The sequence below is a fragment of the Enterobacter cloacae complex sp. P12RS genome, assembly GCF_014895875.1.
GTDB lineage: Bacteria > Pseudomonadota > Gammaproteobacteria > Enterobacterales > Enterobacteriaceae > Enterobacter > Enterobacter bugandensis.
The window spans coordinates 53438-67257 of sequence record NZ_JADBQO010000018.1; the positions used below are offsets into that span (position 1 = coordinate 53438).

14 protein-coding genes are annotated in these 13820 nt (G+C 56.2%); 11 read left to right on the top strand and 3 right to left on the bottom strand.

The features are described from left to right. Positions 1 to 193: 193 nt before the first annotated feature. Complete coding sequence (gene rsmC / locus IM284_RS12490; RefSeq protein ID WP_047367286.1) at positions 194 to 1222, bottom strand: 16S rRNA (guanine(1207)-N(2))-methyltransferase RsmC; 1029 nt, start codon at positions 1220 to 1222, stop codon at positions 194 to 196. A gap of 102 nt (positions 1223 to 1324) precedes the next feature. Between rsmC and IM284_RS12495 the strand changes: the two genes are divergently transcribed. The 8 genes from IM284_RS12495 (at position 1325) to IM284_RS12530 (ending at position 7687) form a co-directional block, all read left to right on the top strand. After that, positions 1325 to 1738 (top strand): DNA polymerase III subunit psi, encoded by a 414-nt coding sequence (locus tag IM284_RS12495; protein WP_047367287.1) that lies wholly within the window; start codon positions 1325 to 1327, stop codon positions 1736 to 1738. Then, entirely contained in the window at positions 1707 to 2150 is a 444-nt protein-coding gene (gene rimI / locus IM284_RS12500) for a ribosomal protein S18-alanine N-acetyltransferase (RefSeq protein ID WP_028015431.1), read from the top strand. The genes IM284_RS12495 and rimI overlap by 32 nt, the downstream gene beginning before the upstream one ends. 19 nt (positions 2151 to 2169) lie before the next feature. Beyond that, a complete protein-coding gene (gene yjjG / locus IM284_RS12505) occupies positions 2170 to 2847 on the top strand; it encodes a pyrimidine 5'-nucleotidase (protein ID WP_047367288.1) in 678 nt (225 codons plus the stop codon). A 91-nt stretch (positions 2848 to 2938) separates the two neighbouring features. Then, positions 2939 to 4528, top strand: a complete 1590-nt coding sequence (gene prfC / locus IM284_RS12510) for a peptide chain release factor 3 (RefSeq protein WP_028015433.1) — start codon at positions 2939 to 2941, stop codon at positions 4526 to 4528. Positions 4529 to 4828: 300 nt separating this feature from the next. Next, the gene (gene osmY / locus IM284_RS12515; protein WP_028015434.1) at positions 4829 to 5446 is read left to right on the top strand and encodes a molecular chaperone OsmY; all 618 of its coding nucleotides are present in this window, start codon (positions 4829 to 4831) and stop codon (positions 5444 to 5446) included. A gap of 127 nt (positions 5447 to 5573) precedes the next feature. After that, positions 5574 to 5735 (top strand): DUF1328 domain-containing protein, encoded by a 162-nt coding sequence (locus IM284_RS12520; protein WP_003856556.1) that lies wholly within the window; start codon positions 5574 to 5576, stop codon positions 5733 to 5735. A gap of 120 nt (positions 5736 to 5855) precedes the next feature. Continuing rightward, on the top strand, positions 5856 to 6908 hold the full coding sequence (locus IM284_RS12525; protein ID WP_032644971.1) for a patatin family protein: 1053 nt from the start codon (positions 5856 to 5858) through the stop codon (positions 6906 to 6908). Next, the gene (locus IM284_RS12530; RefSeq protein ID WP_047367289.1) at positions 6905 to 7687 is read left to right on the top strand and encodes a TatD family hydrolase; all 783 of its coding nucleotides are present in this window, start codon (positions 6905 to 6907) and stop codon (positions 7685 to 7687) included. Before IM284_RS12525 ends, IM284_RS12530 begins: the two co-directional genes overlap by 4 nt. On the opposite strand, the gene IM284_RS12535 is transcribed toward IM284_RS12530, so the two are convergent. Beyond that, entirely contained in the window at positions 7682 to 8542 is an 861-nt protein-coding gene (locus IM284_RS12535; RefSeq protein ID WP_047367290.1) for a YjjW family glycine radical enzyme activase, read from the bottom strand. The two genes, IM284_RS12530 and IM284_RS12535, sit on opposite strands and share 6 nt — an antisense overlap. After that, positions 8517 to 10052 carry a YjjI family glycine radical enzyme gene (locus IM284_RS12540; RefSeq protein WP_047367291.1) on the bottom strand — a complete coding sequence of 512 codons (1536 nt, stop codon included), beginning with the start codon at positions 10050 to 10052 and terminating at the stop codon, positions 8517 to 8519. Before IM284_RS12540 ends, IM284_RS12535 begins: the two co-directional genes overlap by 26 nt. Positions 10053 to 10314: 262 nt before the next feature. Between IM284_RS12540 and deoC the strand changes: the two genes are divergently transcribed. From deoC to deoB, 3 genes are all read left to right on the top strand, one after another. Further along, positions 10315 to 11094 (top strand): deoxyribose-phosphate aldolase, encoded by a 780-nt coding sequence (deoC, locus tag IM284_RS12545; RefSeq protein WP_032644972.1) that lies wholly within the window; start codon positions 10315 to 10317, stop codon positions 11092 to 11094. 103 nt (positions 11095 to 11197) lie between these two features. Further along, positions 11198 to 12520: a thymidine phosphorylase gene (deoA, locus tag IM284_RS12550; RefSeq protein WP_041911290.1), complete on the top strand. Its 1323-nt coding sequence runs from the start codon at positions 11198 to 11200 to the stop codon at positions 12518 to 12520. A gap of 53 nt (positions 12521 to 12573) precedes the next feature. Continuing rightward, positions 12574 to 13797, top strand: a complete 1224-nt coding sequence (gene deoB, locus IM284_RS12555) for a phosphopentomutase (protein ID WP_025912138.1) — start codon at positions 12574 to 12576, stop codon at positions 13795 to 13797. The last annotated feature ends 23 nt before the right edge of the window (positions 13798 to 13820 follow it).

Consider the following 13820-nt stretch of genomic DNA (forward strand, 5'->3'; position numbering starts at 1 on the left):
CCAATTCCGCCACCTTCGCATACCATCGATACTGTAAAAGTATCGTAACCACGGAGGCGCATTCTAGATGTTTTCAGCTTTACGTCAACAGAAAAGTGCGCGCCTTTTATTGATTGCTGCAAAAATGGACGGAATTGCGACGCCTGCTTGCCGGATGGCGCTGGCGCTTATCCGGCCTGCATTGTATGGCGAATTATTTCTTTGCCTGACGCGTCATCACGGTGCGGTAGACCTTAAAGCGGCCCGTCTGGGCGATCACTTCGTGGAAGCCGAAGGTTTCGTCCAGCACTTTCGGGTACGCCAGGAAGGCGTTCGCCACGATGCGCAGCTCGCCGCCGCTGTTGAGGTGACGAGTCGCGCCACGGATCAGGGTTTGCGCAGCTTCGAGGCTGGTTTCCATCCCGTCGTGGAACGGCGGGTTAGAGATGATCATGTCAAAGCGGCCGGTGACGTCAGAGAAGACGTTGCTGGCAATCACATCGCCTTCAATGCCGTTGGCCGCAAGCGTTGCGCGGCTGGCTTCTACCGCCGGGGCGCTCACGTCACACAGGGTTAAACGCACTTTTGGTGAATGGCTGGCAAGCACCGTTGAAAGCACGCCCGCGCCGCAGCCCACGTCCAGCACTTTGCCTTTGGTGTGCGGTGTCAGGGTGGAGAGCAGCAGCTTGCTGCCCGTATCCAGCGCGTCACGGCTGAAGACACCCGGCAGGGTTTTGATGGTCAGACCGTCAAGCTGGTACTCGTCCCAGTATGCCTGCGCATCAAACGTTGTCTGTTTTTCCAGACGGCCATGATACAGACCGCAGCGACGTGCGCTGTCAACTTTGGTCAGCGGCGCGTAGGCTTCCAGCATCTGCTCGGCGCTACGGACACCGCTGCGGTTTTCACCGACCACGAAAATATCGCAGCCAACCGGCAGCAGGGAGAGCAGGTTCATCAGCTGGAACTGGGCTTCCGGCTTGTTCTTCGGCCAGTAGTAGATCAGCGTATCGCAGTCGGCAATATCGCTCTGCTCCGCCACCAGGCTGAAGCGTGCGCGCTCGCCCATCTGGCGGCTCAGCACCTGCCAGTGGTGGTAGTATTGGGTGTGGGCACGGCTTTCAGCACAGTCGAAACGCGCGGGCAGGTCATCCTGCATATCTCCGGCAAACAGAATACGGCTTTCTTCGAAATCATCACTGTGACGCAGCAAGACTTCACTTGCCGGGGTAAATGCAGACATGAATTGTTCCTCAATAAACTCAGGCGGGGATTATAGTAGGTAGATGGCGCACTTTCGACACATTTGCTATATTTGCGCGCCTGAGAGACAGGAGTTATCCCTATGACATCCCGACGAGACTGGCAGTTGCAGCAGCTGGGCATCACCCAGTGGGCTTTGCGTCGCCCGACGGCGTTGCAGGGCGAAATCGCCATCTCCATCCCCGCGCACGTTCGGTTGGTGATGGTGGCGGAAGAACTGCCTGCCCTGAATGAGCCCCTGATCGGTGATGTCCTTCGCAGCCTGAAGCTGACGCCCGACCAGGTCTTACAGCTGACGCCGGAACGGGTTGCCATGCTTCCTTCTGATAGCCGCTGTAACAGCTGGCGCATCGGAGAGACAAACGACATCTCTCTTCAGGGGAGCCAAATCAGCTCACCAGTGCTGGACGAGCTGAAAGCCAATCCAAAGGCGCGCAGCGCGCTATGGCAACAAATCTGCGAATATGAACACGATTTCTTCCCTCACGACGCCTGACCTGACCGCAGCGTTCGCGATTGAAACACGCGCCCACGCTTTTCCGTGGAGCGAAAAAACGTTTGCCAGCAATCAGGGCGAGCGCTATCTGAACTACCGTCTGGACGTTGACGGCACTCTGGCCGCGTTTGCCATCACGCAGGTGGTTCTTGACGAGGCGACGCTGTTTAACATCGCCGTCGACCCGGCGTTTCAGCGCCGTGGGCTGGGCAGAGAACTGCTTGAGCATCTCATTCGTGAGCTCGAAACCCGCGACGTTTTCACCCTGTGGCTGGAGGTGCGCGCGTCGAATGTCGCCGCCATCGCGCTCTATGAAAGCTTAGGCTTTAACGAGGCGACAGTCCGACGTAACTACTACCCCACCGCAGAGGGACGTGAAGACGCCATTATCATGGCTCTGCCAATTGGATAACGAATATAAGGTTGTAACGATGAAATGGGACTGGATTTTCTTTGATGCCGACGAAACGCTGTTTACGTTTGACTCGTTCGGCGGCCTACAGCGGATGTTTCTCGACTATAGCGTGACCTTCACCGCCGAAGATTTTCAGGACTATCAGGCGGTGAATAAGCCGCTGTGGGTGGATTACCAGAACGGTGCCATCACTGCGTTACAACTTCAGCACCAGCGATTTGACGTCTGGGCGGAGCGCTTAAAGGTCAGTCCGGGGACGCTGAACGAGGCTTTCCTTAACGCCATGGCCGATATCTGTGCGCCCCTGCCGGGCGCGGTTTCCCTGCTGAATGCGTTGAAAGGCAAGGTGAAACTGGGGATCATCACCAACGGTTTTACCGCCCTGCAGCAGATCCGCCTTGAGCGCACCGGCCTGCGCGATCATTTCGATGCGCTGGTGATCTCCGAAGAGGTTGGTGTGCCGAAACCGGATCCGCGAATTTTCGATTATGCGCTGGCGCAGGCCGGTAATCCCGACCGCGATAGCGTGCTAATGGTGGGTGATACCGCAGAGTCTGATATTCTTGGCGGTATGAAGTCAGGTTTGTCGACCGTCTGGCTGAATGCGCATGGCCGCGTGAAGCCTGAAGGCATCGAGCCAACCTGGACCGTCACGTCATTGACCGAACTGGAGCAACTCCTGTGTAAACAATGATTGCCTGCCCCCCGTTGATGGGTAAAATAGCCGCAATTTTGTATTCCATGATGCGTGGCGTGCTGCCGCGCTTATAAAAGAAGATTTAATTATGACGTTGTCTCCTTATCTGCAAGAGGTGGCCAAGCGCCGTACTTTTGCCATTATCTCGCACCCGGATGCCGGTAAAACGACCATCACCGAGAAGGTGTTGCTGTTCGGACAGGCGATCCAGACTGCGGGTACCGTTAAAGGCCGTGGCTCCAGCCAGCATGCAAAATCTGACTGGATGGAGATGGAAAAGCAGCGTGGTATTTCGATTACCACCTCCGTGATGCAGTTCCCGTATCACGACTGCCTGGTGAACCTGCTGGACACCCCGGGGCACGAAGACTTCTCCGAAGATACTTACCGTACCCTGACGGCGGTGGACTGCTGTCTGATGGTGATCGACGCCGCGAAGGGTGTAGAAGATCGTACCCGCAAGCTGATGGAAGTTACCCGTCTGCGCGATACGCCGATCCTCACCTTTATGAACAAACTCGACCGTGACATCCGCGATCCGATGGAGCTGATGGATGAAGTGGAAAACGAGCTGAAGATCGCCTGTGCGCCAATCACCTGGCCAATTGGCTGCGGTAAGTTGTTCAAAGGGGTTTATCACCTCTATAAAGACGAAACTTACCTGTATCAGACCGGTAAAGGCCACACCATTCAGGAAGTGCGCATTGTGAAAGGTCTGGACAACCCGGATCTCGATGCCGCCGTTGGCGAAGAGCTGGCCGCGCAGCTGCGCGACGAGCTGGAGCTGGTGAAGGGTGCGTCTCACGAGTTCGACAAAGAACTGTTCCTGAGCGGCGAAATTACCCCGGTCTTCTTCGGTACCGCGCTGGGTAACTTCGGCGTTGATCACATGCTGGACGGTCTGGTGGAGTGGGCACCTCAGCCGATGCCGCGTAAAACCGACACCCGCGAAGTGGAAGCGAAGGAAGAGAAGTTCACCGGCTTCGTCTTTAAAATTCAGGCCAACATGGACCCGAAACACCGCGACCGCGTGGCCTTCATGCGCGTGGTGTCCGGTAAGTATGAGAAGGGCATGAAGCTGCGCCAGGTGCGCATCGGTAAAGATGTCGTGATTTCCGACGCGCTGACCTTTATGGCGGGCGACCGTTCGCACGTTGAAGAGGCGTATCCGGGCGACATCATCGGTCTGCACAACCACGGTACGATCCAGATCGGCGATACCTTCACCCAGGGCGAGATGATGAAGTTCACGGGTATTCCGAACTTCGCACCGGAGCTGTTCCGTCGAATTCGTCTGCGCGATCCGCTGAAGCAGAAACAGCTGCTGAAAGGCCTTGTTCAGCTCTCTGAAGAGGGCGCCGTGCAGGTGTTCCGTCCAATCGCCAACAACGATCTGATTGTTGGCGCGGTCGGCGTGCTGCAGTTCGACGTGGTGGTTGCGCGCCTGAAGAGCGAGTACAACGTGGAAGCGATTTACGAATCGGTCAACGTGGCGACCGCGCGCTGGGTTGAGTGTTCTGACGTGAAGAAATTCGAAGAATTTAAGCGTAAGAACGAAATTCAGCTGGCGCTCGATGGCGGCGACAACCTGACCTATATCGCGCCAACGATGGTCAACCTGAACCTGACGCAGGAACGTTATCCAGACGTTCAGTTCCGCAAAACGCGCGAACACTAATCCCCTCCCGGAGCACGGCAATCGCCGTGCTCATCTTTTATTCCTGTCTTATTAGTCCCTTGCGGAATGTTCTTAATTCACCGCAAATTCACGCTATTCGCGCGTTTTTTACGCAATTCTGAAAGCGGCATTGTGAGAGTGATCTATATTTAACTCAGTGTTTAGCACCGGGCATGGATGAATTAACTGTTCAATGCATGTCGATTGGTTCTCCATTTCACCCGTGTGTTTATTCGCGATATATAAAACTACTAAGGAAGTATTTAGCCCGAATAACGGGTAAAACACAGGAATACATCGATGAATATGACAAGACTGAAGATTTCTAAAACTCTGCTGGCTGTAACACTGGGTAGCGTTCTGGTTAGCGGTTCCGCCCTGGCGGAAAGCAGCACCATGGATAAAGCACAGTCCACGGCCGACACCGCAGGGCAAAAAATCGATAGCTCTATGAATAAAGTCGGTAATTTCATGGACGACAGCTCTATCACAGCAAAAGTGAAAGCCGCACTGGTGGATGATGAAGCCATCAAGAGCACCGATATTTCCGTTAAGACCGACAAAAAGGTCGTTACCCTGAGTGGCTTTGTTGAAAGCCAGGCCCAGGCCGAACAGGCAGTGAAGGTGGCGAAGGGTGTCGAAGGTGTCGCATCCGTGAGCGATAAACTGCACGTTCGCGACGGTAAAAACGCCTCGGTGAAAGGTTATGCCGGTGATGCCGCTACTACCAGCGAAATCAAAGCTAAACTGTTAGCAGATGACATCGTGCCGTCTCGTAAGGTGAAAGTGGAAACCACCGATGGCGTGGTTCAGCTTTCCGGTACGGTTGATTCACAGGCGCAAAGTGAACGCGCCGAGTCAATTGCGAAAGCCATTGATGGTGTTAAAAGCGTTAAAAACGATCTGAAAACGAAGTAAATCTGGACCATTCGCCCGTAAGGCTTAACCCTGCGGGCGAAATAAGAACGACTCTGGAAAAACGCCGGTGAGTGACCTGAGCGCTCACGTTTAGCGGCCGACATTAACTATGGTAAAGGAGAAGCTTATGTTTCGTTGGGGCATTATATTTCTGGTTATCGCGTTAATTGCCGCCGCATTGGGCTTTGGTGGTCTGGCAGGTACAGCGGCATGGGCAGCTAAAATTGTCTTCGTCGTCGGTATTATTCTGTTCCTGGTCAGCCTGTTTACGGGTCGTAGACGTCCGTAGCAAACGCAATATTCCTTCAACAAAATAAAGCCAGTCACTGCGACTGGCTTTTTCTTATTTGCGTTACAGGTCGGGTGCGTTACTGTGGAGTGATAAAATAATCAAAACAGGAAAACAGAGGTGGGGCAACGAATTCCCGTTACGCTCGGCAATATTGCGCCGCTGACGTTAAAACCGTTTAGTGCGGGTCAACTCGCACTGGTCTGCGAGGGGGGAGGACAGCGCGGCATTTTCACCGCTGGCGTGCTGGATGAATTTATGCGCGCGCAGTTCAACCCGTTTGACCTCTACTTCGGCACGTCCGCCGGGGCGCAGAATCTCTCTGCCTATGTCTGTAACCAGCCCGGCTACGCGCGAAAAGTGATCATGCGCTTCACCACGGCGAAAGAATTTTTTAACCCGGTGCGCTTCGTGCGCGGCGGCAACCTGATCGATCTCGACTGGCTGCTGGAGTCGACCTCCAGCCAGATGCCGCTGGCCATGGATACCGCTGCCCGCCTGTTTGATAGCGGCAAAGAATTCTGGATGTGCGCCAGCCGGGGGGATGACTATTCGCCGGGCTATTTCTCACCGCAGAAGGAGAACTGGCTCGACATCATCCGCGCCTCCAGCGCCATTCCCGGTTTTTATCGTACCGGCGCGCTGCTGGATGGCATCAGCTATCTGGACGGCGGCATCAGTGACGCGGTGCCGGTGCAGGAAGCCGCGCGACGCGGGGCGAAAACTATCGTGGTGATCCGTACCGTTCCGTCGCAAATGTATTACACCCCCCAGTGGTTTAAGCGGATGGAGCGCTGGCTGGGCGACAGCAGCCTGCAGCCGCTGGTGAACATCGCGAAGCAGCATGAAACCACCTACGGCGCGATGCAGCGCTTTATTGAAAAACCCCCGGGCAAGCTGCGCATCTTTGAAATTTATCCGCCTAAGCCGCTGCTGAGTATGGCGTTGGGCAGCCGGTTGCCTGCGTTGCGTATGGATTACAAAACGGGGCGGCTGTGCGGGCGTTACTTCCTGGCGACCGTCGGGAAAATGCTGGCCGAGCAACCGCCTCTGCATCGCCATAAACGCATTATTACGCCACCTGCAATTGTCGCCAATGACGCCCTGACCATGCCGCTGGTGGACATTCCGCAGGCGAATGACGCTTTACTGGATAACGAGGATCTGGCGTGACGCACCGCTTTGTTGATACCCACTGCCATTTTGATTTCCCGCCGTTTACGGGGAATGAAGCGCAAAGCATTGCGAAAGCTGCCGAAGCCGGCGTGCAGGCCATCATTGTGCCGTCGGTTGAAGCGGCCTATTTTACCCGCGTGCTGGATCTTTCCGCGCGACACTCCGCGCTTTATGCCGCGCTCGGCCTGCATCCGATTGTGATTGAGCGCCATCGTGATGAGCATCTTGAAGAGCTGGATCGGGTGCTGCAACGTGCAGGAGAGAAACTTGTCGCCATCGGCGAGATCGGCCTCGATCTCTATCGCGAAGATCCGCAGTTTGAACGCCAGCAGACGATCCTGGACGCGCAGCTTCGGCTGGCAAAGCGTCACGATCTGCCGGTGATCCTCCACTCCCGACGCACTCATGACAAACTGGCGATGCACCTGAAGCGCATCGACCTGCCGCGAAGAGGCGTAGTGCATGGTTTTTCCGGCAGCCTGCAGCAGGCGCAGCGTTTTATTGAACTAGGCTATAAAATTGGCGTCGGTGGCACCATCACCTATCCGCGCGCCAGTAAAACCCGTGACGTAATGGCGCAGCTGCCTCTCTCTGCGCTGTTACTGGAAACGGATGCCCCCGATATGCCGCTGAATGGTTTTCAGGGGCAGCCGAATCGCCCGGAACAGGCGGCGCGGGTGTTTGACGTGCTGTGTGAACTGCGTCAGGAACCTGAAGAGGTCATTGCCAGCGCGCTGCTCGAAAATACCCGTGCGGTTTTTGGTATCACGCTATAGATAAAGCGCCGGACGAATCACCGTTATCTTCTGTTTTTCCAGCGCCCACGCCAGCGGTTCAATATCCTCCTGCGTGGCGCTGCGCCATGACGCCGCCTCGCCGTAGACCCCGTGTGCATGAAACGCGTTAATACGCACCGGAACATTCCCCAGCTCGAGGATGAACGCGATCAACGGTTTGATATGTTCCAGATAATCACACTGTTCCGGGATGACCAGCAAGCGGAGCTCCGTCAAACGGTGACGGTCTGCCAGCCAACGAATGCTCTCCTTAATCTGCGGGTTTTCGCGTCCGGTCAGGAAGCGGTGATGTTCATTCCCCCACGCTTTGAGATCCAGCATTGCGCCATCCAGCACCGGCAGCAGTTTTTGCCAGCCGGTTTCGCTTAGCAGACCGTTGCTGTCTACCAGGCAGGTTAAATGATGTAGCTCAGGATCGGTTTTGATCGCGGTAAACAGGGCGATCAAAAACGGCAGTTGGGTTGTGGCTTCGCCGCCGCTCACGGTGATCCCTTCGATAAAGGGCGCGGATTTACGGACCTGAACGAGGATCTCGTCGACGCTCAGGCGGTGCGCCATGGGCGTGGCCTGCTGCTGGCACAGGCGCAGGCAGGTGTCGCACTGCTGGCAGTGACTCTCCTGCCACCAGACGCGTCCGGCCTGAATGGTCAGCGCGTCGTGCGGGCAGTGGGGCACGCAGTCCCCGCAGTCGTTGCAGCGCCCGATGGTCCACGGGTTGTGGCAGGTTTTGCAGCGCAGGTTACAGCCCTGCAGGAACAGCGCCAGGCGGCTGCCCGGCCCGTCCACGCAGGAGAAGGGGATGACCTGACTAACTAAAGCGCATCTGCTGTTCATGGCTTATCACGCGCGGCTGACGTTCCAGAATACGGGTATTGCGTGCGGCCTCTTCCCCCAGCCACGTGGTGTTCGTTCTTGAACCCGCTTCCCGGTATTTCTCCAGATCCGACAAGCGAACCATATAGCCGGTCACGCGTACCAGATCGTTACCGGCCACATTCGCGGTGAACTCACGCATACCGGCCCTGAACGCCCCCAGGCAAAGCTGAACCACCGCCTGCGGATTGCGTTTTACCGTCTCATCCAGCGTTAAAATATCGCTGATCCCGGAATGATAGTGTTTATGGTGCGGCGCTACGGCCAGCAGATGACTGACAGGATCCGGCTCGTCACCGTACGGCAGACGCGCCCCCGGCGTGGTGCCCGAATCGGAGCTGATGCCTGACTGGGCGTGCAGCATCGCGCGATGCTTCCAGCCGTGCTTCAGCGGCGTATTTTCAACAAACGCCGCAAGCTGTTCGCTGATGCGATAACCCAGCGCGTTGGCCTGCTCGTCTTTCCCGTAACGCCCCGCCATGCCTGCTTTCTCACACAGTACGTTCACCGCTTCGGCAAGACCGTACATGCCAAACATCGGCACAAACCGATCGGCATCAATCAGCCCCTCTTTCACCAGGAAGCTATTCTCAAAGAAGCCGGATTGCCCGTACAGAAAATCGCAGCGCGCATCGATGATGGCGATTTGCTGCTGGCAGTAGTGCGGTAGCGTGCGGGTGAAGAAGTCGTCAATGGATGTGCTGTGTTCGGCGATTGTCTTGAGGTTAAGGCGCACCAGGGTGCTGCCACCGCCCGCCAGCGGCAGAGAGTTGTAACAGCTCACCACGCCAAAACGGCCTTTTGTGAAAATTTTATCATTCACCGGGCCGTTTGAAATATGCGGTTTGCTGCATTCACAAATGTTTTTTGCCACCTCAAGCAGTAAATCGTCTGGGGTGATCTCAGGATCGTAGATAAAGGTCAGATTGGGCGCAACCTGCTTCAGTTCAGCATCTGCACGCAGAATGGCACGGGTGACAGGGCCGTCGGCGGGCCCGATGTTGGCGTGCATAAACGCATCGGGCAGCGTTCTGTCGAGATAGCGCCAGAAACGTTTTATTCGGCTATCGATTTCTTCTTGTGTTAGAATTCTAACATACGGGTTCAGTAGTGCATCAAGCTGCCCCAGATAGACCGGCATTGATGTCACTGAAGGAACATGGTGATAGAGAATAGTTAACAGAGAGAGGGCGTCATCAAGATCTTTCGCGCCTTCCAGCTCCAGCCATTCCGAACCGTTAGCCAGGAATTTTTCATAATCCGGCAGCACGTAACGCGGTTTGTAGGGGGCATGACCTTCGTACATGTCGCAGATAAACCCCTCGTCCAGCGCGGCGCGGGCGGCCGGAGATAGCATCGGGTAGGGCAGATAATTTTCCGCTTCCAGCGCCAGAAAATGACGTTTTTGCTCCGGGGTTAACACCGGGCTTGTCACAATGTGCTGGCAACGTTGTTGCAGGGCGTCGGGCATGTTCGCTTCCTTGAATGTTCTGCGGATGATGAACGGATTGTAGGAAGCCAGCCTGCCGGCGCTTTTGATCCAACAAGGGGTATCGCTGCTTTAGTCAGCAATTTGCACGCTAAAGTTTGAACAAGATCTCATTACAGTAATGCAAATTTGTACGCAGTTTTCATTAACTGTGATGAATGTCGAAGTGTGGATGCGGGTGAATGTTAGAATACTCACAGACCCGCAAGGTAAAATTTATACGGCACTGCCGTTGGAGAATGTTATGACCGATTTAACTGCAAGCAGCCTGCGCGCGTTGAAGCTGATGGACCTGACCACCCTGAACGATGACGACACCAATGAAAAAGTCATCGCCCTGTGCCATCAGGCAAAAACGCCAGTGGGTAACACCGCCGCCGTCTGTATCTACCCGCGCTTTATCCCGATTGCGCGCAAAACGCTGAAAGAGCAGGGCACGCCGGACGTGCGCATTGCAACCGTGACTAACTTCCCGCACGGCAATGACGACATTGAGATTGCGCTGGCGGAAACCCGCGCGGCAATTGCCTACGGCGCAGACGAAGTTGACGTGGTGTTCCCGTACCGCGCGCTGATTGCCGGCAACGAGCAGGTCGGTTTTGACCTGGTGAAAGCCTGTAAAGACGCGTGTGCGGCGGCAAACGTGCTGCTGAAAGTGATCATCGAAACCGGTGAGCTGAAAGAAGAGGCCCTGATTCGTAAGGCGTCAGAAATCTCCATCAAAGCCGGTGCGGATTTCATTAAAACCTCTACCGGTAAAGTGCCGGTTAATGCGACCCCGGAAAGCGCGCGCATCATGATGGAAGTTATCCGCGATATGGGCGTGTCCAAAACCGTGGGCTTCAAACCTGCGGGCGGCGTACGTACCGCGGAAGACGCGCAGCAGTTCCTGGCGATTGCCGACGAACTGTTTGGCGCTGAGTGGGCTGACTCCCGCCACTACCGCTTCGGCGCGTCCAGCCTGCTGGCAAGCCTGCTGAAGGCGCTGGGTCACGGCGACGGTAAAAGCGCAAGCAGCTACTGATTGCCAGACAATGCCGGATGGCGCTTCGCTTATCCGGCCTACAGGATCGCAGGGCGGGTAAGCGTACCCGCCGCCATTCACCCGATTCCGCATGGAGGTTACCGTGTTTCTCGCACAAGAAATTATTCGTAAAAAACGTGATGGTCTTGCTTTAAGCGACGAAGAAATTCGCTTCTTCATCAACGGCATTCGTGACAACACCGTCTCAGAAGGGCAGATTGCGGCCCTGGCGATGACCATTTTCTTCCACGATATGTCGATGCCTGAGCGCGTGTCGCTGACCATGGCGATGCGAGATTCAGGAACCGTTCTGGACTGGAAAAGCCTCAACCTCAACGGCCCGATTGTGGACAAACACTCCACCGGCGGCGTGGGCGACGTGACTTCGCTGATGCTCGGCCCTATGGTGGCAGCCTGCGGCGGTTACGTTCCCATGATCTCCGGGCGCGGCCTGGGCCACACCGGCGGCACGCTCGACAAACTGGAAGCCATTCCGGGCTTCGATATCTTCCCGGATGACAATCGCTTCCGCGATATTATTAAAGACGTTGGTGTGGCGATTATCGGCCAGACCAGCTCTCTTGCTCCGGCAGACAAGCGTTTTTACGCGACGCGTGATATTACCGCCACCGTAGACTCCATCCCGCTGATCACCGCCTCTATCCTCGCCAAAAAACTGGCGGAAGGGCTGGACGCGCTGGTGATGGACGTGAAGGTGGGCAGCGGCGCGTTTATGCCGACCTATGAACTCTCTGCTCAGCTTGCCGAAGCGATCGTTGGCGTCTCCAACGGCGCGGGCGTGCGCACCACCGCGCTGCTGACCGACATGAACCAGGTGCTGGCCTCCAGCGCCGGTAACGCGGTTGAAGTCCGCGAAGCCGTGCAGTTCCTCACAGGCGAATACCGTAACCCGCGCCTGTTCGATGTCACCATGGCGCTGTGCGTTGAGATGCTCATCTCCGGCAAGCTGGCCAAAGACGACGCGGAAGCCCGCGCGAAACTGCAGGCGGTGCTGGACAACGGCAAAGCGGCGGAGATCTTTGGCCGCATGGTGGCGGCGCAGAAAGGCCCGACCGATTTCGTCGAAAACTACGCGAAATACCTGCCGACCGCGATGCTCAGCAAAGCTGTTTATGCGGATGGCGAAGGTTTTGTCTCCGCCATGGACACCCGCGCGCTTGGCATGGCTGTTGTATCTATGGGCGGTGGTCGTCGTCAGGCATCGGACACCATTGATTACAGCGTCGGCTTTACCGACATGGCCCGTCTGGGCGACAGCGTCGACGGCCAACGTCCGCTGGCGGTGATCCACGCGAAAGACGAAGCCAGCTGGCAGGACGCGGCGAAAGCGGTGAAAGCGGCAATATCTCTTGACGATAAAGCACCGGAAACCACACCGACGGTCTATCGTCGTATCACTGAATAGCGGTATACTGATCTGATCGCATTTTTATGAAGCACTAAGTACGGAGAACAATTATGAAACGTGCATTTATTATGGTGCTGGACTCATTCGGCATCGGCGCAACCGAAGATGCAGAACGTTTTGGTGACGTGGGTTCCGATACCATGGGTCACATCGCGGAAGCCTGTGCAAAAGGCGAAGCGGACAACGGTCGTAAAGGCCCTCTGACTCTACCTAACCTGACCCGCCTCGGGCTGGTAAAAGCGCATGAAGGCTCTACCGGTAAAATCGCAGCCGGTATGGACGGCAACGCGGAAGTGGTGGGCGCCTACGCCTGGGCGCACGAGCTCTCTTCCGGGAAAGATACCCCTTCCGGTCACTGGGAAATCGCCGGTGTGCCGGTGCTGTTTGACTGGGGCTACTTCTCCGATCACGAGAACAGCTTCCCGCAGGAGCTGCTCGATAAGCTGGTGAAGCGTGCCAACCTGCCGGGCTACCTCGGTAACTGCCACTCTTCCGGCACCGTGATTCTGGATCAGCTCGGCGAAGAGCACATGAAAACCGGCAAGCCGATTTTCTACACCTCTGCTGACTCCGTGTTCCAGATTGCCTGCCACGAAGAGACGTTTGGCCTGGATAAACTCTACGAGCTGTGCGAAATCGCCCGTGAAGAGCTGACCGAAGGCGGCTACAACATTGGCCGCGTTATCGCACGTCCGTTTATCGGCGACAAAGCGGGTAACTTCCAGCGTACCGGTAACCGTCATGACCTGGCCGTTGAGCCACCGGCACCTACCGTGCTGCAGAAGCTGGTTGACGAGAAGGGCGGTCACGTGGTGTCCGTGGGCAAAATAGCGGATATCTACGCCAACTGCGGTATCACCAAAAAAGTAAAAGCGACCGGTCTGGATGCGCTGTTCGATGCCACTATCAAAGAGATGAAAGAAGCGGGCGATAAGACCATTGTCTTCACCAACTTCGTGGACTTCGACTCCTCCTGGGGCCACCGTCGCGATGTAGCCGGTTATGCTGCGGGCCTGGAGCTGTTTGACCGCCGTCTGCCGGAGCTGATGGAGCTGGTGGGGGAAGATGATATTCTGATCCTGACCGCAGACCACGGCTGTGACCCAACCTGGACCGGTACCGACCACACCCGTGAGCACATTCCGGTATTGGTGTACGGCCCGAAAGTGAAGCCGGGCTCGCTGGGTCACCGTGAAACCTTCGCGGACATCGGCCAGACCCTGGCGAAATACTTTGGTACGTCTGACATGGAATATGGCAAGGCCATGTTCTAAACGGATTGGGTGCGGCCTGATGC

Bases quoted from the DNA above. Each gene is read 5' to 3' on its own strand.
- rsmC (WP_047367286.1), bottom strand. From the start codon at position 1,222: ATGTCTGCATTTACCCCGGCAAGTGAAGTCTTGCTGCGTCACAGTGAT.
- IM284_RS12495 (WP_047367287.1), top strand. From the start codon at position 1,325: ATGACATCCCGACGAGACTGGCAGTTGCAGCAGCTGGGCATCACCCAG.
- rimI (WP_028015431.1), top strand. From the start codon at position 1,707: ATGAACACGATTTCTTCCCTCACGACGCCTGACCTGACCGCAGCGTTC.
- yjjG (WP_047367288.1), top strand. From the start codon at position 2,170: ATGAAATGGGACTGGATTTTCTTTGATGCCGACGAAACGCTGTTTACG.
- prfC (WP_028015433.1), top strand. From the start codon at position 2,939: ATGACGTTGTCTCCTTATCTGCAAGAGGTGGCCAAGCGCCGTACTTTT.
- osmY (WP_028015434.1), top strand. From the start codon at position 4,829: ATGAATATGACAAGACTGAAGATTTCTAAAACTCTGCTGGCTGTAACA.
- IM284_RS12520 (WP_003856556.1), top strand. From the start codon at position 5,574: ATGTTTCGTTGGGGCATTATATTTCTGGTTATCGCGTTAATTGCCGCC.
- IM284_RS12535 (WP_047367290.1), bottom strand. From the start codon at position 8,542: ATGAACAGCAGATGCGCTTTAGTTAGTCAGGTCATCCCCTTCTCCTGC.
- IM284_RS12540 (WP_047367291.1), bottom strand. From the start codon at position 10,052: ATGCCCGACGCCCTGCAACAACGTTGCCAGCACATTGTGACAAGCCCG.
- deoC (WP_032644972.1), top strand. From the start codon at position 10,315: ATGACCGATTTAACTGCAAGCAGCCTGCGCGCGTTGAAGCTGATGGAC.
- deoB (WP_025912138.1), top strand. From the start codon at position 12,574: ATGAAACGTGCATTTATTATGGTGCTGGACTCATTCGGCATCGGCGCA.